Annotated in this window: 20 protein-coding genes; 5 read left to right on the top strand and 15 right to left on the bottom strand. The window is 37.9% G+C overall.

Annotation, left to right across the window (positions count from 1 at the left end):
• Positions 1 to 279: 279 nt before the first annotated feature.
• The 3 genes from SFC47_RS12800 (at position 280) to SFC47_RS12790 (ending at position 2,593) form a co-directional block, all read left to right on the top strand.
• Complete coding sequence (locus SFC47_RS12800; RefSeq protein ID WP_411254680.1) at positions 280 to 1,431, top strand: CapA family protein; 1,152 nt, start codon at positions 280 to 282, stop codon at positions 1,429 to 1,431.
• Between the two features lie 40 nt (positions 1,432 to 1,471).
• Positions 1,472 to 2,230: a CPBP family intramembrane glutamic endopeptidase gene (locus tag SFC47_RS12795; RefSeq protein WP_411254679.1), complete on the top strand. Its 759-nt coding sequence runs from the start codon at positions 1,472 to 1,474 to the stop codon at positions 2,228 to 2,230.
• A gap of 69 nt (positions 2,231 to 2,299) precedes the next feature.
• The gene (locus SFC47_RS12790) at positions 2,300 to 2,593 is read left to right on the top strand and encodes a HesB/YadR/YfhF family protein (protein WP_411254678.1); all 294 of its coding nucleotides are present in this window, start codon (positions 2,300 to 2,302) and stop codon (positions 2,591 to 2,593) included.
• Between the two features lie 47 nt (positions 2,594 to 2,640).
• On the opposite strand, the gene SFC47_RS12785 is transcribed toward SFC47_RS12790, so the two are convergent.
• The 13 genes from SFC47_RS12785 to acnA form a co-directional block, all read right to left on the bottom strand.
• On the bottom strand, positions 2,641 to 3,552 hold the full coding sequence (locus SFC47_RS12785) for a Gfo/Idh/MocA family protein (protein WP_411254677.1): 912 nt from the start codon (positions 3,550 to 3,552) through the stop codon (positions 2,641 to 2,643).
• A gap of 16 nt (positions 3,553 to 3,568) precedes the next feature.
• Positions 3,569 to 3,859 carry a hypothetical protein gene (locus tag SFC47_RS12780; RefSeq protein WP_411254676.1) on the bottom strand — a complete coding sequence of 97 codons (291 nt, stop codon included), beginning with the start codon at positions 3,857 to 3,859 and terminating at the stop codon, positions 3,569 to 3,571.
• 22 nt (positions 3,860 to 3,881) lie between these two features.
• Positions 3,882 to 4,310, bottom strand: a complete 429-nt coding sequence (locus tag SFC47_RS12775) for an acyl-CoA thioesterase (RefSeq protein WP_411254675.1) — start codon at positions 4,308 to 4,310, stop codon at positions 3,882 to 3,884.
• Between the two features lie 3 nt (positions 4,311 to 4,313).
• Complete coding sequence (locus tag SFC47_RS12770) at positions 4,314 to 6,659, bottom strand: AAA family ATPase (protein ID WP_411254674.1); 2,346 nt, start codon at positions 6,657 to 6,659, stop codon at positions 4,314 to 4,316.
• A 119-nt stretch (positions 6,660 to 6,778) separates the two neighbouring features.
• On the bottom strand, positions 6,779 to 6,994 hold the full coding sequence (gene tlp / locus SFC47_RS12765; RefSeq protein WP_411254673.1) for a small acid-soluble spore protein Tlp: 216 nt from the start codon (positions 6,992 to 6,994) through the stop codon (positions 6,779 to 6,781).
• Positions 6,995 to 7,131: 137 nt separating this feature from the next.
• Positions 7,132 to 7,275 (bottom strand): acid-soluble spore protein N, encoded by a 144-nt coding sequence (locus tag SFC47_RS12760; protein WP_411254672.1) that lies wholly within the window; start codon positions 7,273 to 7,275, stop codon positions 7,132 to 7,134.
• Positions 7,276 to 7,347: 72 nt separating this feature from the next.
• Positions 7,348 to 7,479, bottom strand: coding sequence for an FbpB family small basic protein (locus tag SFC47_RS12755; protein ID WP_034672833.1), 132 nt, complete (start codon positions 7,477 to 7,479; stop codon positions 7,348 to 7,350).
• A gap of 149 nt (positions 7,480 to 7,628) precedes the next feature.
• The gene (locus SFC47_RS12750) at positions 7,629 to 8,162 is read right to left on the bottom strand and encodes a redoxin domain-containing protein (RefSeq protein ID WP_411254671.1); all 534 of its coding nucleotides are present in this window, start codon (positions 8,160 to 8,162) and stop codon (positions 7,629 to 7,631) included.
• Positions 8,163 to 8,297: 135 nt separating this feature from the next.
• Complete coding sequence (locus tag SFC47_RS12745) at positions 8,298 to 9,086, bottom strand: class II aldolase/adducin family protein (RefSeq protein ID WP_411254670.1); 789 nt, start codon at positions 9,084 to 9,086, stop codon at positions 8,298 to 8,300.
• Positions 9,087 to 9,224: 138 nt separating this feature from the next.
• The gene (gene abc-f, locus SFC47_RS12740) at positions 9,225 to 10,919 is read right to left on the bottom strand and encodes a ribosomal protection-like ABC-F family protein (RefSeq protein ID WP_411254669.1); all 1,695 of its coding nucleotides are present in this window, start codon (positions 10,917 to 10,919) and stop codon (positions 9,225 to 9,227) included.
• 251 nt (positions 10,920 to 11,170) lie between these two features.
• On the bottom strand, positions 11,171 to 12,139 hold the full coding sequence (locus tag SFC47_RS12735; protein WP_411254668.1) for a phosphotransferase enzyme family protein: 969 nt from the start codon (positions 12,137 to 12,139) through the stop codon (positions 11,171 to 11,173).
• Between the two features lie 25 nt (positions 12,140 to 12,164).
• On the bottom strand, positions 12,165 to 12,530 hold the full coding sequence (locus SFC47_RS12730; protein ID WP_411254667.1) for a DnaJ family domain-containing protein: 366 nt from the start codon (positions 12,528 to 12,530) through the stop codon (positions 12,165 to 12,167).
• A gap of 106 nt (positions 12,531 to 12,636) precedes the next feature.
• Positions 12,637 to 15,348, bottom strand: a complete 2,712-nt coding sequence (gene acnA / locus SFC47_RS12725) for an aconitate hydratase AcnA (protein WP_411254666.1) — start codon at positions 15,346 to 15,348, stop codon at positions 12,637 to 12,639.
• A gap of 356 nt (positions 15,349 to 15,704) precedes the next feature.
• On the opposite strand from acnA, the gene sspO reads away from it, so the two are divergent.
• The gene (gene sspO / locus SFC47_RS12720) at positions 15,705 to 15,854 is read left to right on the top strand and encodes a small acid-soluble spore protein SspO (RefSeq protein WP_045521763.1); all 150 of its coding nucleotides are present in this window, start codon (positions 15,705 to 15,707) and stop codon (positions 15,852 to 15,854) included.
• 44 nt (positions 15,855 to 15,898) lie between these two features.
• On the opposite strand, the gene SFC47_RS12715 is transcribed toward sspO, so the two are convergent.
• The gene (locus tag SFC47_RS12715) at positions 15,899 to 16,168 is read right to left on the bottom strand and encodes a hypothetical protein (RefSeq protein WP_251633346.1); all 270 of its coding nucleotides are present in this window, start codon (positions 16,166 to 16,168) and stop codon (positions 15,899 to 15,901) included.
• A gap of 113 nt (positions 16,169 to 16,281) precedes the next feature.
• Here SFC47_RS12715 and SFC47_RS12710 point away from each other — a divergent pair, with 113 nt between their 5' ends.
• Positions 16,282 to 16,422, top strand: a complete 141-nt coding sequence (locus SFC47_RS12710) for a small acid-soluble spore protein P (protein ID WP_179160818.1) — start codon at positions 16,282 to 16,284, stop codon at positions 16,420 to 16,422.
• Between the two features lie 234 nt (positions 16,423 to 16,656).
• Here SFC47_RS12710 and selA read toward each other — a convergent pair whose 3' ends face one another.
• Positions 16,657 to 18,063, bottom strand: a complete 1,407-nt coding sequence (selA, locus tag SFC47_RS12705; RefSeq protein WP_411254665.1) for an L-seryl-tRNA(Sec) selenium transferase — start codon at positions 18,061 to 18,063, stop codon at positions 16,657 to 16,659.
• Between the last annotated feature and the right edge of the window lie 70 nt (positions 18,064 to 18,133).

Below are 18,133 nucleotides of genomic sequence, written 5' to 3'. Positions count from 1 at the left end.
TTTTCCGCTCTTCCAGAGACAGATTTAGTTTGGGACCTCCTCAGCCAATCCCCATGCTTAACCGAACCAATAGTTCCTCATTTGGAGATTGCTTTTCTTTCAAGATAATTCCTTCCAATAGATTACGGGCACTCTCAGTAATCTTGAACAAACTCATCACATCCTTAAATTTTTCATAAAATGCAGGAAATAGTCGAAATATAGCACATAATTATATTATAGTATTGGTAGAATGGTTGAAAATATTTTGCCTAGAGACCTAATAAGTAAGGAGGAACTATGAAAAATAAAGCCATTATTTCTTCGGTTATTATTATTTCTATGTGTATCGTTGTTACTGCATTGCTGCTTATTCAGCAGCAAAATAAAAGGGCTGCAGCTGCAAAAATACATCCAGTAAAGGAACATACTGCGAGATTGCAGCCTGTTATGGAAAGGACACTTACTGAAAAGGTTACGGTTGGAGCTATCGGAGACATTTTGATTCACGACACTGTTTATCAAGATGCCTATGATGGAACCCAATATAATTTCAACCCAATCTTCGAAAATGTTAAAGGCTTATTGGAAATGCCTGATGTCCTAACCGCTAATCAAGAGAGCATGTTAGGTGGTGTGGACATAGGTGTATCAAGCTATCCGACGTTTAATAGTCCACACGAGGTCGCAGATGCGCTTGTCAATTCAGGAGTGGATATTGTTTCAACAGCTAACAATCATACATTAGACAAAGGAGAAAAAGGAATTCTTTCCGCTAGTGATTATTTGAATAGTATCGGGCTGCCTCATGTTGGAAGTTTTCTGAATCATGAGGATCGCCAGCAGCTAAGAGTTATACATAAAAATGGCATTAAATTAGCATTTCTATCCTATACATACGGAACAAATGGAATTCCCATTCCAGATGGAAAGGACTTCCTTGTTAATCTAATCAATCGCGATTTGATGAGTGATGAAATTAAGCGTGCAAAGAAAGAAAGTGATGTTGTTATCATGAGTATCCATTGGGGAAATGAATATCAACGTATACCGACCAATGAGCAAAGGGATTTGGCGAATTTCCTTGCGAATGAAGGAGTTGATATAATCTTTGGCTCTCATCCCCATGTTCTACAGCCAATGGAATGGATTGATAGAGGAAATGGCAGAAAATCATTTGTTGCTTATTCATTGGGAAATTTCATCTCAGGACAAGTTAGAGATTATAAAGATATCGGCGGCATGGCTTCTATCGAAATAACGAAACAGATTACGAGTTCGGGAAATACCATTGAATTGTCCAATCCGGCTTTTTATCCTACCTATGTCTCGAGCCAAAGAAGTAAAAACTATCAAGTGGTGCCATTAGAAAAGGCAGGTTCCTTCGGATTGAAAAATGCTGATGCAAAATATCAGGAAATTAAAGACCATATGACTCAATGGCTCCGTTAATACGGTGCCTTTTTATCTGTATTTTGGAGGATGTTTCAAAATGAAACAAAAGAACGTTCTAGGTTTCTTGTTATCAACCTTATTTATTGTCTTGATTTATTTTTTTACTAGAAGTTACTATGGCCAATTCTTGTGGTTTATCCTGGGGTTATTATTATTGCTGGCTTTCCTAAAGGAAGAAAATCGTCTATTTGCATGGACGATTATGGCTTTCTTTGGCGGTAATTTTATTCTTTTTTATACCGATAAATTTATTCAAGGTTTTAATTTAATGCCCTTTGCCAGGCTTATGGCTGGTCAATTATTGTGTGTCATACCAATATTATCGATGTGTTATGTAATCAAAACATTCAATAAAAATGTAAGTTTCTTTTTGAAAAAACCAGAGCTGGAACATGGCAGGAGGATTTTCTATATTATTTTGGCAATTCTTTCTGTTGCTATTATTATTTTACTTTTGACAACCGCTCGTGGAATAGATATGAATATCTTCTTTGCTCTTATCTCTTTTACTCTTATTCATGCTATTGGACAGGAAGTAATGTGGCGAGGTATTTTGTTGACACAGTTTATTGGGATAACAAATGATATTTATGCTATTCTGTTTTCAAGTATTGCCTTTGCGATAAATACCACTATATTTGGATTCTCTCCGGCAGTTGTATTGTTCTATCTTTTTTTAGGAATCTTATTTGCTATATTAACAATTAAATGTAAAAGTATTTTGCCATCTATTATTGCCCATACCATGGTATTAATTTTCTTTTACCTAATAGATTGGCTTCAACTTCCTTTATAAGCATCATCATCGATAAATGTTGGAGCTTTAATGTATAATAAAACTATAGGTATTTGAAAGGAGTTACAGATGAAAATCCAAATCAGCAGTGAAGCAGCAGCGTGGTACAAACAAGAGCTAAATCTTAATACAGGTGATTTTGTCCGTTTCTATGTACGATATGGCGGATGCAGTACCGTACAAAGCGGGTTTTCTCTTGGAATATCAAATGATGAACCCGTTAATATAGGAGCAAAAACGGTTGAAGACGGAATTACTTTTTATATTGAAGAAAAGGATCTTTGGTACTTCGATGACCATGATTTACTTATTGAGTATCATGCAAAATATGAAGAACCTATACTAGATTATAAAAAGGCATAAACAAAAATAAATGAAGCACACATGAACGCATGTCATGTGTGCTTTTCCTATTGGCTATTTTCAAGCTGTTTAACAACCAGCTCACATAATTCGTGTGTTTGTAATGAATCTCTGGCTGTAACAGATGGTTTCGTGTCAGCAGCTGCGGCATTGATAAACTCTTCAACAATCTGGACAAAACCTCTTTTGTATAGAGTAGAATCCCAGTTGTTAAAAGAGTGGATGCTTTCCTTTTGATCACGATAGATTGTTAATTTATCTAAATCATGAACAACTCTCTTCTCAACAGGTCCCATTACTTCCAATCTCTCTTCTTCTGCCCCGCTGTCTCGATTCATAATTGCGATACCTGTCATGTTCTTTGAGATAAATTGAACGACTACATGATGAAGTTTGTCATTCTCTACTCTGCCGTTAACGACAATTTCTTGGATATCGCCTTTCATAAGGTATCGAACCGTATCTAGGACATGGATAAAATCATCAAAAACAAAGGTTCGAATATCACTTGGGAGTTGATGGCGGTTCTTTTGTAAAATTACCATATTGTGTTGATCTATTTCTGTCATGGCCTGATAAAATGGAGCAAATCGCCTGTTAAAACCTGTCATTAATATAAGTCCTTGTTTTTCGGCAAGGTCCACGAGGTCCTTGGTCGTTTCCAAGTGATAAGTAATGGGTTTATCAACATAGACATGGATTCCATTCTCTAAGAGCTCTCTAACAATTTGCTCATGCGATTCCGTTGACGAATGGACAAATGCCCCTTTTATACCGCTCTCAATAAGTGATGTAAGAGAAGAATGCGTATGTGGAAAGCGATATTGTTTACTTATTTCCGATAAAACATCATTATTTCTTGTAAATAGATGGAACTCCATATCAGCTAAACTACTAAAAACAGGCAGATAAGCTTTTTTTGCAATACCACCTAGACCGATAATTCCCAACTTAACCATGGTTTCATCTCCTGCTTCACCAAATATGGTGATGTAATCCTTCTTTTTGTAGTATTTCTTTTTGTCTATCTCCAATTAAATCAAAATGGGAGTAACCGTCACGGCGGTGGTGAATCCATTCTTTTTTCAATCCATATTTATGACCCCATACAGCTAATTTATCAAGGTCAGAGCAGCCTACCTTGGTCACGGTTCTACATCCTGGGAAGCGGTCATCCAGCCAAAAATGGGTTAAAAATGCAATTTCACCTTCATTAATTTTTTGTTTCCACTCTCTAACTTCCTTCCTGTTGATTCCAAATGCCATATTGTCACCCCAAAACTAACGGTTACTTCTTCTTTATTTCTTCATATTTCTGGAACCATTCAGGAAAAGCCTTTTTGAACGGTATCGGTCTAAAGTTATCCTTTTTAACCACAATATGTGTAGATGTTCCCTCTGCACAAATTTCCTCGTCTCCATTAATAATGGAATAGCCATAAACTGTTTTAAGACCGTCATTTTTCTCTATCCAAGTCTTTACGAATCCCCTATCACCGTACCGTAAAGGTTTTTTATAGGTTGCTTGGATGTCATAGACAGGCGCAAAATACCCCGCGTTTTCCATATCGACATAACTATAGCCAAGGTCCTCAATCAAACCGCTTCTTCCAAGCTCAAAATATTTCAAGTAATTTGCATGATAGATTACTCCCATCATGTCCGTATCCGCATATAAAAGTTGAATCTCTCTTGTAGAAATAAATACATTTTCCATACTCTATTCCCCTTTCCTGTTTAAAGGAAATTTAATAAGCGCTTTTTCCACATCATCACTTTCAATATGAATGGCTTTTTCTAATAATTCCTCTTCCTCTGTTACACCCATGAGCCTCATACTTTGAGCTTGTATCATTTCATCGGCCAAATTCGTAGCAAACCTTCCGTTCCCTTTGAAAGAATAACTTTCAATCCTTTGTTTCAAGAGAGCTCTTGCTCCTTCACTTAGATGATACTGGAAGCTCTCAACATACGTTTCAATTATTGCCAGCAGCTCCTCCGGAGAATAGTCTGGAAACAGGAAAAATTTCTTAAATCTTGAACGCAGTCCAGGATTACTTTCTAATAATTGGTCCATTTCATTTGGGTAACCTGCTAGGACCACCACAAGGTTTTCATTATGTTTGGTCATCTCATCAACAAGAGTATCGACTACTTCCTTGCCAAAATCGCCTGCTGTTTGGCTTAGGAGGGAATAGGCTTCGTCAATAAACAATACTCCCCCAAGAGCTTCACGGATTTTTTTCTTTGTTTTTCCTGCTGTTTGACCAACATATCCAGCTACGAAATCGGCTCTGCTTGCTACAATTAAATGACCTCGTTTCAACATTCCGCATTCTTTCAGGAGCTCTGCATATATCTTAGCGACTGTGGTTTTACCAGTGCCTGGGTTTCCTGTGAAGACGGAGTGCAGCTGAATAGGTACGGTGGGAAGCTTTTTCTCTTTTCTAAACTGCTGCATTTTCACAAAGGAAACGAGTGTCTCTAATTCCCCTTTTAACTCAGTTAAGCCAATCAATCGCTCTAATTTTTCAAATGGTGATTCCCGGTGTTCGTTCTGTTCAATTTCAAAATCCTCTTTATCTAATAAGGTATAAGTGAGAATATTCTCATTAGACAGGGGGTGATATGATCCTTTTTTAAAAATGGCATCTAACACTATATTACGAACAGACCGTGCATTCCCGAAGGTATCATCCACCCGTTCTTGATCTAAGCGATGGTTAATTTCAACCTTTGCTTCTTCTGTCAGGATATAATCGTTTTCTGAAGCAATTTTCTCAGCAATTGAGATTAATTCCCCATTTGAGTAATTGGGTAAATGAATAAGGTTCGATTGAGGAAACCTGCTTCTTAATCCAGGATTAGCATCTAAGAAAATACGCATTTCATCTGGATATCCCGCCAAAATGACCGCGAATTTCCCGCCATATTCCTTCCCGGTCATCAAGGAAACGAGTGTGTCCACCGCTGTTTGCCCATAGTCATTTCCTGTTTGCCCTTCGCGTTTTAAACTATAGGCCTCATCAATGAACAGGACCCCGCCAATTGCTTTCTCCACAACGGCACGGACGTTTTCCTCAGTCTGCCCTACAAATGCTCCCACAAGCTGTGATCTGTCGGTCTCAATCACTTCCGGACGCGGCAGTACCTCTAGCTCATGATAAATCTTGGCTAATAATCGAGCGATCGTTGTTTTCCCTGTACCTGGATTACCAGTCAGTATCATATTAAGACTTAATTCATCCTTTGTTTGGAATCCAAGCTCTTTCCGATCCTTTTGGTATTTTAGGAACTGGTAAAAATCATTGACGCGTTTTTTTACGACATCCATCCCAATCATTTCATTTAATTGGTCTAGGGCGTCTTCGGAATCCTGTTCAACCACATCTTCAACTCGAAAGAGACTCTGCCATTCTTTTTTGAGATCTTCTAGGCTGGATAAATGAAATTTTAAGTCGTCAACATACGTGGCTGTATGAAACACACCTTTTATGGATTCCTCATACTCTTCAGATGACTTTAATAAGTTCCCAGTAAATTCAATAGCATCAGTAAGCAGCTCAGCAAGTTTATGATATTGAAGAGAAAGTTGTTCATTTTCCAAGACATCCGCAAGATTCCGCTTTTCAGTAAGGTCCTCTAAATGATCATCTGCTTCCTCTAAGAATGATTGGCAAATTTGTATGTATTGTTCTGCCACTTTTTTCTTTGCTGTTCGATTATCTGTTTCCCGTATGGCCGGGAAATCGAGAAGGTTTAAAATGTCTTTTTTCTTTTTCCAATCGTATTGGATGAAATAGGAATTTGCCATCTCATTTTCTGGATATAGATCTAATGCTTTTTGTAACCAAGCAAAAGCTAATGTATCTTGGTGCTTTCTTTCTAGCCGCGAAAGGGCGGCAACTGTTAGTATTCTTGATAAAAGGACAGGATTAGATTCTTCTCTAATCGCTGTTAATAGTTCATTTTCATTGGCGATAAAGCCTTTTTCTTTCAGTTCCTGTTCCCACTCAATAATAGGGTCTGTCTGCTTAATTGGCTGATTTGTTTGTTGTCGTATCATGTGATCACTTCTTTTCAAAATTTCCCTTATATCTTACCACAACCTGTCCATCTACATGAAATCCAAAGATTGAATGAATAAAGGACCTGTACGAAATGAACAGGTCCTCAGCAATTATTTTAGACTTCATCCTTAATTTCTGCGCGGTAGGATTCGATGCTTTCACGGCGTCTTTCATTTTTCGCGTCAATCTGTTGGATTTGTGTTTCGCTATCTGTGAAGGCCTTTGAATCTTCTGCAGCTTCAATGTTTTCAAGTGTATCATGTATCATTGCCTGAAGTTTTTCTGCATTATCACTGCGGTCATCTGGTTTCGGTTTGTTGTTATAGGTCATAGTGTTTCCCTCCTAGGTGGTGTCATGTTACAGATATAGTTTGTATCGAAGTGAAAAAAATATCACTGAAAATTTTTGCTAGGAAAGTCACAAAAAAGACCCGCTCAGCTTGTGCCTGACGAGTCTTAACGAATCTTTTATTCACCTTTAGTTTGGATAACTTGTGCGTGCTTGCCAGATGTATCTTGATATTTTTTCCCTTTGTTTCCACCAAAGTTCTTGGATTTTGTTCCAAGATGATCTTCACTGAAGCCTTGTTGACTATGTTTTGGATTACTCATGTAATATCCCTCCTCCTTAACATTTTGTCCGTTTTGAAGGAGGAACATGATTGGTAATCTATGTGATTTATCTTACTCGGCCTTGCCAAGTCGCTTTTCTTCTAAACGCATTTCAATTTTTTCCATTGCAGCTCTATCTTTCAAAAGTTGACTTTTATTTTCTGACACAAGTTCTGCAAAGGAACGTTTTCTAGGCTTTCTCATGTATATCACCTTCCTTATTTCCTATTCTAGCAGTTATTATGCCCGGAAACGGTTTCAATTATTACAACTTTTTGAAAATTAAAAGAAAAATATGCTTTAAAGCGCTAATATGTTTGAACAAAAAAAGACACTGGAATAACATCCAATGTCTACTTTAAATCCTTTGCATATTGTTCCATGGCATCGAGATTCATGGCCCCGATATATTTGTTTCCTATATTGCCCTTCGTATCGATAAAATACGTAGTTGGAATAGATAAAACTTGATAAGTCTCGTTTACCTTATCTTCAGCATCTAAAGGAATCGGAAAGGTAATACCATTTTCATCTACAAAAGCCTTTACATCTAAATGCGGGTCAATGTTAACGGCTAAAATAACAACCTCATCCCCAGCTTCTTTATGAAATTCCTCCATGGCTGGCATTTCTGCTTTACATGGCGGACACCAAGTGGCCCAGAAATTGAGCATAACTTTTTTTCCTTTTAGATCGGATAGTTTAACAGTTTCTCCCGCTAGCGTTTTAAGTTCAAAATCAGGTGCCTTTGCCCCGACTTTTAAACCACCCATATTCGCAGCTTCTTGACTTGCAATTTCGGGTTCAGCCTTTTTATCCATAGCCTGTACAATCGCAACTCCAAGTAAGGCTATCAACACAACAATAGCCATAACTTTCTTCACCATATCCCGAACCCCCTTGATTCATTAATAGCTACATCGATTTTACACTATAAAGTCAGTTGAAATAAAGGTTGTATCAGCCAAATATGTGACAATTTAAAAACAGTTTAGTAAAAGTATACTAGAAAAGCAAATGTTTTACTTATTTAAGGCATTGAGGACACTGGTTGTAACCCGGTCTACAATCAGGTCAAGATCTCTTTCCGATAATGTCTGTTCATTCACAGAAGTTACTTTCATTGCATGAGTGCCTTCAGGGACGTCAACGCCCTGTGGGGAAACTCCTTCTACTCCCAGCATCATTTTGAGATCCAACAGCTTGGCAACATTTTCTTTGGAAAGTTCCCGGTCACCTTTTAATTGCCTTGAAATCCAATTGATTTTTGCTAGGAACTCTAACGATTCCATTTTATTATAAGCATCTTCTAAGTGCTTCCCCCATGTCAAGGCACCATGGTTTTCTAATAATACACCTTGATGATCATAGACATGTGTTTTGACAGCCTCTGGTATTTCATCCGTTGAGGGTGTCCCATACGGAGCTAATGGGATCGTTCCTAGGGATACAACAGCTTCCGGCATAATGGCCTGATCTAAAGGAATTCCCGCGATAGCAAAAGCAGTTGCATAAGGGGGATGAACATGTAAAACAGCATGAACATCCGGCCGCTCACGATAAACAAGCAAGTGCATTTTCATTTCTGAGGTGGGTTGATAATCACCTTCGAGGACATTTCCTTTACTATCTACTTTAATGATCATATCGGGGGTTAAGAATCCTTTACTAACGTTTGTTGGAGTTATTAGAAACTCATCCTCGCCAATACGGACAGAAATATTTCCATCATTGGCTGCAACAAATCCTTTTTCATATACTCTTTTTCCAATATCACATATTTGTTTTTTATATTTAATTTCGATAATCATTTGAAACCCCTGCTTTCCGTTATGAAAACAATTGTTTAATGATAGTATACCCTTCTTAGAGATGATATTAGAGTTTTATGCATTTAAACGAAGAAGAACGAAATAGCCCCTGCCAAAAGGGGCTATTCTTATGCTATTTTACATTAATTTTATTTTTTGCTTTAAAAGCTCTTTGAATTCAGCATCTAATTCACTGTATTTAGGGTTTTTTTGGTCTATAAGTGATAATTCACCAAGGATTGTAGCGATTCTATTTTCAATAATCATTAATGTTTCTTTTTTAACTGTAAGGTCAGTAGAGCTGGTTTTATTAAAGTACTCTTCTGGTTTCATTTCCAAGCGTTGAATCCTTTGGTTTTCGAATACAAGAAGTTTATCGCATAGCTTATTTAGGAAATAGTAATCATGCGAAACGGTTATAGTCGTACCTGTAAATTCATTCAAGGTTTTTTCGAGCTGCTCTCTGCTAGGCAAATCTAGATGGTTGGTTGGTTCATCCAAAATTAGAACATCGTATTCCTTCATGAGGATATCAACTAATTTCACCCTTGTTCTCTCTCCAAGACTCAACGTTTGAATGGGCTTCGTAATAAATTGTTCTTTTAATCCGAGATTGGCGAATAATGTCCTAGCCTTAAGAATGTTTTCTCGATCTGTGAACCCTAATGCCTCTAAGGCGGTTTTATCTCCTGGCAAATCGTCAACATCTTGACTTAGGTAAGCAGTCCTTATTGAGTCGCTTTTCCATAGTTCACCGCTAGAAACAGATATTTCACCGAGAATCATTTTGATTAAGGTGGATTTACCACAGCCGTTTTCCCCTAATAGACCAATGCGTTCTCCATGATTAATATAAAAATGAGAATCGCGGAACAGGCTTCTTTCCCCAAACGATTTTGTTACACTCTTTGCCTCAATAATCCTTTTGCCTCTATTCCCTCTTGAATCAAATTGAAATCTGACCATTGTCTCTTCGATGGGTTTATCAACTTTGTTTTTTTCCAGCTCGCTCTGAAGCCGTTTCATTTTCGATTTCACTTGAGCATCGCGTTTTTTGGCCTTTACTCGATGATATTCCTTATTCCCATAATCTCTGCCTTGTTTTGTTGATGTTCTATGGGCTTTTTCAGACCAGGACGACAATTGTTCCATTTGCATTTCGATTTCTTCTTTTTTGCGCTGCTGCACTTCATAATGGTGCATTTGGGTTTCACGTCTGTGCTGCTTTTCCTTCTGATAATCACTATAGTTCCCATTGTAGAAATTCATCATTGTATTCTCAATTTCAAAAATACGTGTCACCGTTTTATCTAAGAAATGCCTGTCGTGAGAAATGATCAATACCGGACCTTTAAATTTTTTAAGCTCTTCAATCAGCCATTCTATCCCTTTAAAATCTAAGTGGTTAGTTGGCTCATCGAGAATCAAGAATCCCGGCTTGGAAGCCCACACATTGGATAATGCCAGTTTCAACTTCTCGCCGCCGCTTAAATGGTTCAAACGTCTCTCTTCCCATGTAGAAACCTTTTTCAATCCTAACTTACTTGAGTGCTGTAAAAGGTCTCCCTCAAATAATTCATTACCTTCATAATCTATTGATTGTGTAAGGTATCCAATCTTTAAATCAGTAGATTTTTCAACGAAACCCTTATCAGGTGTGATTTTACCTGTAAGGATATTGGCCAATGTCGTTTTTCCGGTGCCGTTATACCCTACGAGGCCAATTCTTTCGCCACTCTTTATATCAAAGGAAATATTATCTAGGATTTTCCTAAGATTAAAGTTCATTTCTAATCCAGTAGCTTTTATTATAGAAAAATTATTTTTGTTCATAAAAAAACTCCCTTCCATTGAACCTGAAGAGAGTGTTTTAGTCAGACGTAAAGGCATTCACAAAAAACATACGTTAATAAACCTAAAAAGGCCTTTAATAACGATGTTTTGATTGAATTTATAACGTAAGTACTAAAAAAGGACAGACTAATCCTATTCTTCAGGTTCACCATTTTTCGCTATTCGAATAAATGTACTGAAAAAATAAGATTATAACTTCATTCCTCTTTACCATTCCTTTACGTTTGTTATTAATATTGTATTTTACCTTTATTCAAGTTGTCAATTATTTCTGTAAAATTAACATCGGAATACGGCTTTCCACCTTCGATTTTCCTCTTTAAATTAGTGAGGGTATAGTTCTGCCAATCCTCTAGATTTTCCAAATCCCATTTCTCGTAAAATAACGTATATAAGAAAATCTCTCTTATTTTTAAAAAAATAGGAATTTGCTGTAAGAGAGCTTTGCTGATTGTATGTTCCTCTTGATAGCCGGTTAAGAAGTGCTCCCAGAATTCCCTGCTGAAATGTGTGTTATCGGGTGTAAAAGATGATGCTTGCCAATAAGCATGATAAAAGGCAGTGGCAAGGTCATATGCAAACCAATGGTAAGCACAATCATCAAAATCAAAAAGTGTCAGCATTCCATCATGTACAAAAATATTTCCCTGATGAAAATCATTATGAATGAGTCCGAAAAGGTCAGGAGATTGTGGGTACTCTACTAACTTGTATAAGAGTTGTTTGTACTTTTGTGCTATAGATTCAGTTGTGATTTTAGGAAATAGATTTAATAAATCAGGTTGATTTATCGTCCAAACCGAGCGATCCACCTTGATTTTTTTTCCAGTACTATGCACTTTTCCTAATAATTTTCCCCATTGAAAATAAAGTTCTTTGTTCCAGACATCCTTATTTGTAACATCAATTGGTGTTCCTTTAGCTTTTTCGAATGCGACTACAAAATGGTTATCATCAAGTGACTCGACCAACATTCCACGAACGGACTTTACAGGTAAAGAAACTGTGATTTCATTTTTCCATAAACCCTGAATAAAAATGAGTTCGTTTGTAATATCTACCTCACTTCTTCTTCGGGAAGGAGTAACTCTGAAAATGATGTTATCAGTGGAATAGACAGTGTTATGAAAGCCATCATTTATTCGGACGAGTTCTCCTTCAAAATGACCATATAATTGTATGAAAGAATCATGAATCATTTTTCTCTCTCTTTCTAGATAATCCTTATTTTAATTTGTTATAAATTTTATTTGCATAACTCCCAAATCGGGAATTTGTTAATGTTCCCCTTTTTTCAAGCAATCTCTCCATTTCCATCCTTTTTTTTCCAAGTTTAGCTTGTAATCGTTTTTTCTCTTCTTCGTCGGTTGAAGACTCTATCAATTCTTCGATTCTAAAAATTTCTTTTTTTACATCTTCCGGCGAATACCCTGCATTCTTTATTACCCGATAAGCCATTTTCCATTCGTCAGACATTCCAGGAAAGTCATCTTTTAACTCCAGCGGCTGCCCCATACCAGGAAGATTTTCAAGATCATTCTTCTTTATGGCCTCTTTTATTTTATCTTCAGCGATTTTTGAAAAATCCATTAATATCGCACCCTTCGTACTACAAGTAATAGTATATTTTTCACTAATATATATGTCATTACTCGTAAAAAACCACCATGCAAAAGCTGCATGGTGGTTAGCAATATTATGCTTCTTGTAATTTTTCGCGAAGTACCATTGGAAGGATACCGCCATGACGGTAGTAATCAATTTCAACTTCTGAATCGAAACGAACAAGTACTTCAAATTCCTTCTTGTTTCCAGCTTCATCAGTAGCTGTAACTTTTAGAAGATCACGTGGTTTAACATTTTCATCCACTTGTACATCGATTGTTTCTTTACCAGTTAATCCAAGTGTTTCAGCGCTATCGCCATCTTTAAATTGAAGTGGAAGTACACCCATTAACACAAGGTTAGAACGGTGAATACGTTCAAAGCTTTCAGCAATAACAGTCTTAATGCCTAAAAGGTTTGTACCTTTAGCAGCCCAGTCACGTGATGAGCCCATTCCGTAGTCTTTACCAGCCAGAACAACAAGTCCTGTGCCGTTTTCTTTGTACTGCATGCAAGCATCGTAAATAGATGTAACTTCACCAGTTGGCCAGTAAGTTGTAAAACCGCCTTCTGTACCTGGTGCAATTTGGTTACGGATACGAATGTTAGCAAATGTTCCACGCATCATAACTTCGTGGTTACCACGGCGTGAACCGTAAGAGTTGAAGTCACGAGGCTGAACACCTTTTTCTAATAAATACTTTCCAGCTGGTGTATTTTTACCAATAGCACCTGCAGGAGAGATATGGTCAGTTGTTACAGAATCTCCAAACTTACCTACTACACGAAGTCCAGTTAATGGTTCAACTGTACCTGGTTCAGGTGATAAGCCTTCAAAGAATGGAGGGTTTGCAATATATGTGGAATCTTCATCCCAAGAGTATAATGGTTCGTTGCTTGTTTTGATTTGATTCCATAGCTCATTGCTTTCAAAGACATTATCATATTCTTTACGGAATAATTCAGGTGTAACAGTCTTTTTAACAACTTCATTTACTTCATCAGTTGACGGCCAGATGTCCTTGAAGAATACATCGTTTCCATCTTTATCTTTACCAATTGCTTCATTAGCGAAATCAATGTTCACAGTACCTGCAAGTGCATATGCAACAACTAGCGGCGGTGAAGCTAGGTAGTTAGCTTTTACAAGCGGATGAATACGTCCTTCGAAGTTACGGTTACCTGAAAGAACAGATGTAACTAAAAGATCGTTTTCAGAGATTGTCTTTTCGATTTCTTCTTTTAATGGACCGGAGTTACCGATACATGTTGTACAGCCGTAACCAACAAGGTTGAAGCCGATTTGCTCTAGGTATGGAAGTAATCCAGAATCACGAAGATATCCAGTTACAACTTTAGATCCTGGCGCTAAAGAAGTTTTAACAAACTTAGGAACTTCCATTCCAAGTTCAACCGCTTTCTTCGCAACAAGACCTGCCCCAACTAGAACGTAAGGGTTAGATGTATTTGTACAGCTAGTGATAGAAGCGATTGCAACTGCACCAGTCTTAATAGTTGTTTCGTCTCCATTTTGGAAATTAACGACAGCAGACTTTTCAATTTCATCTGATTGTAAGCCGAAGCCTTGGTTTCCTTGTGGAGCCGATACTGCCTTAACGAATTCTTCTTTCATCTTTGAAAGTGGAATTAAATCTTGTGGACGCTTAGGACCAGAAAGATTCGCTTCGATTTCAGAAAGATCGATTTCAATCACATCAGTGTATACTGGCTCAAAAGATGGATCGAAGAAAAGGCTGTTCGCTTTGCAGTACTCTTCTACTACTTGGATATGGCTTTCTTCACGGCCAGTTAAGCGCATATATTCTAAAGATTCTCCATCAATCGGGAAGAATCCGCATGTTGCGCCATATTCTGGAGCCATGTTAGCAATCGTTGCACGGTCAGCTAATGGAAGTACAGATACACCAGGACCGAAGAACTCAACAAACTTACCAACCACACCGTGGCTGCGAAGCACTTGAGTTACTTTTAATGCTAAGTCAGTTGCAGTTGCACCATTTGGAAGCTCGCCAGTTAATTTAACCCCGACTACTTCTGGAACTGGGAAGTAAGAAGGCTGTCCAAGCATTCCTGCTTCTGCTTCAATACCGCCGACACCCCAGCCTAATACACCAATACCGTTGATCATAGTTGTGTGGGAGTCAGTACCGACTAAAGTATCTGGGTATGCTTCTAGTTCACCATCAGCAGTCTCTGCAACATGTACAACATCAGCTAAGTACTCAAGGTTAACTTGGTGTACGATACCAGTCGCAGGTGGAACAGCGCGATAGTTGTTGAATGATTTTTGAGCCCAGCTTAGGAACTGGTAACGCTCAGCATTACGTTCAAATTCTAAATCCATGTTAACACGTAGAGAATCAGCAGAACCGTATGCATCAACTTGTACAGAATGGTCGATAACGAGGTCAACTGTTTTCTCTGGGTTAATCTTATCTGGGTCTCCGCCAAGGTCAGCCATCGCTTTTCTTAATGAAGCTAGGTCAACAACTGCAGGAACACCTGTAAAGTCCTGTAGAATAACACGTGACGGCTTGAATGGAACATCTACTTCTTTCAGTTCATTTGTTCCCCATTTTGCTAGGTTTTCAACGTGCTCCTTTGCGATGACACGGCCATCGTATTGACGAAGCACAGATTCAAGTAATACTTTTACGGAATATGGCAATTTAGTAACGTTGCCAAGACCAGCCTCTTCAAGTGCACTTAATCGGTAATAGTGATAACGTTTACCGTTCACTTCGAAGGAAGTGCGTGCGTTAAATACATCATTTTTCACCATTGTGAATCCCCCTCATTCGTCATCATTAACTAAAATTAACGAAAAGTCGAAAAGTTTGAATATTCATATCCATCACTACTTTTCTCACAATTCTAATCTTAATACAACCTTTTACATAAGTAAATAACAAGAAAGTTATTGTACTTGATAAGTTTTTCTTATGTATTTTAAGAGAAAGTGTTCTAAATATTTAGAAAAATCTTATAAGACCGTATAACTGGAAAATTATAAAGATTAGAATTGTGTACGCTTTATTATCTCAAAAAACTTTTTTCTTGTCATTTATTTTTCCTTAAAAGGAAATATTATCACTATCAATGAGAATTCAACAGAATTCTCATAGGAGGTGAATCGAGATGCAAAGAAGAAAGTCAAATCATGTAATTCCCGGAGCAAATGCTGCTAAAGGACAGGGTCAAGGAGCTGGTTTTAACGAGGAAATGGCAAATGAGCCTTTAACTATTAAGGAAAAAATGAACAATAAAAAACGAAAGAAAAACCAATAAAAGTAAAGAAAAGCAGGAGTGCCCCCTGCTTTTTAAACCCTATCTTATTCCGGCAGATTTACTTCTGCTACGATATTTTGCAAATCTTGTTGAAAACGCTCTAGTTGTGCTCTTTGGTGTTCGGAAGCTACTTCCAGCGCATTTTCAATTTGTTGATAAGCTTCATTTACTTCTTCTTTTAAATGCTTCAATTGATGGCCGTAACTTGCGCTATCACTTATAATAGTCGCTGCAAGTCCTTGTGCCTCTTCATAACCTTGCTGAGCAGCCTGAAAGGCCTGCTGTTTATCCTTATTATATGGATATTGCTGCATTGAGTTTCACTCCCCTCCATCGTTTATAACGTTAAATTGCACAGCGGAATCATAAATTATTCAGCATAAAAACTCTTCAGCATTACATCCTAACATTATAGGAGGGATGAAAAATGGTGAACAAAAACGATGGCAAAGATATGAGAAGAAACCAGCCAAAGATATCTGGCCAGCCAGAGCCAATGAGTGGATCTAAAAAAGTAAAGAATCGCAACCATACTCGTGCAAAACATAATTCACATCATGATATGTAGAAAAGCTGAAGGCGCCTGCCTATCGGCGACAGGCATAAGACGAGCCGGCTGGAAGGTTGTTCTTTAACCTTTCAGACGGATTGGCTTATGACCCCGAGCCGATGGCGCCTGAAGCTAGACAATAGAAAAGCTGAAGGCGCACGCATCCGGACATTTCTCATGGATGAAAAAATTATATAGTTTAGGACCATTGAAATAGTTCTAACCCCCTCTAGACCGTAGAGGGGGTTAGATTTATAATTGACTTAATGATTGAAGCAAATAGTTTTCTTCTTCTTCTGTTACTGTTCTTAGGTCGATGATAAACTCGTCCTTCTGAATTCGTCCAATAATGGCTGGTTTGAATTCTGTTCTCAATTTTCTTCCTACCTGTTCAGCCGTAAGGATATGATGTTTTAATGAAATGACCATGGTTGGAAGCTGCACATCAGGCATTGTCCCCCCGCCCACTTGACTTGTACCAGGGTAAATTTTCGCCTGAAAATGATCTGATCCTTGTAACAAGTTTGTAACAAACCTCTTCGATCTTTCGTCTAATTCATCGATAGAAACTAATAAATCACGGATAGTAGGAATGTTTTGAACACCCTTTTCTCCGCGAGCATAATCAATTAACGTCCCTTCAAGGGCTGCTAAGGTCATTTTGTCGACCCGGATTACTCTTGCTAATTGGTGTTTTTTGAGAGTATCAATAATCTCCTTCTTCCCAGCAATAATCCCTGCTTGCGGACCGCCCAGCAGCTTATCACCACTAAAGGTAACAATATCCGCACCCATCGTGATGACCTCTCTTACTACTGGTTCATCGCCAATTCCATGTTTTCTAAAGTCAAAAAGTGCACCGCTGCCTAGGTCTTCATAAAAAATAACATTCTCAGCAGTATTTGATAACTGAATGAGTTCTTCTGTCTCAACTGATTTCGTAAAGCCAATTACCTTAAAATTACTTGTATGTACTTTCATGACAATCGCCGTTTCAGGAGAAAGTGCATCTTCATAATCATATAAATGAGTTTTATTTGTCGTTCCAACTTCTATTAATTTTGCTCCACTTTCTTCCATTATTGAAGAGATTCGAAAGGAGCCGCCAATTTCTACTAACTGACCTCTAGATACAATCACTTCTTTATTTTCTGCAAGCGCTCTTAAAACAAGATAAACGGCAGCAGCGTTATTGTTGACGACCATTACAGCTTCTGCACCGGTAATTTCTTTTAGCAGAGCTTCTACGTGGCTATGCCGGGAGCCGCGCTCACCTTCAATCAGCTTATACTCAAGATTGGAGTAATTTTGTGCTGTTTCGACTACGTGCTGGATGGCATGGTCGCTAAGCCTCGCTCTTCCCAGGTTTGTATGAAGAATCGTTCCAGTTGCATTGATTACTTTTTCGATTGTAAAAGAAAATTGTTTCTTAACCTTTATTTCTAATAGTTGAAAAACTTCTTCAATAAATTGATTGGTGCCTGGAGCAGCACCCTTCCACTCTCCATTTAGTAATAACAACCTGATTTGATCAACAGCTTCTTTTAGCTTACTTGTCAGCCAAGAAACGTCTAAATGGTTCTCCCTTAGGAGACCTTCAAACTGTTCATGCTTTTGTAATTCATGGACAGCCGGAATTGAACGTAACCATTCTTTCACCACAAAAACTCCTTTACTATTCCTGCTTTATTCGTATTATACCATTTCACATTTTCATTCTGAATGAATA

Origin of the sequence: Neobacillus niacini, from assembly GCF_046591715.1 — a bacterium.
GTDB lineage: Bacteria > Bacillota > Bacilli > Bacillales > Cytobacillaceae > Neobacillus > Neobacillus niacini_L.
This window is presented reverse-complemented; position numbering and strand designations above follow the sequence as displayed.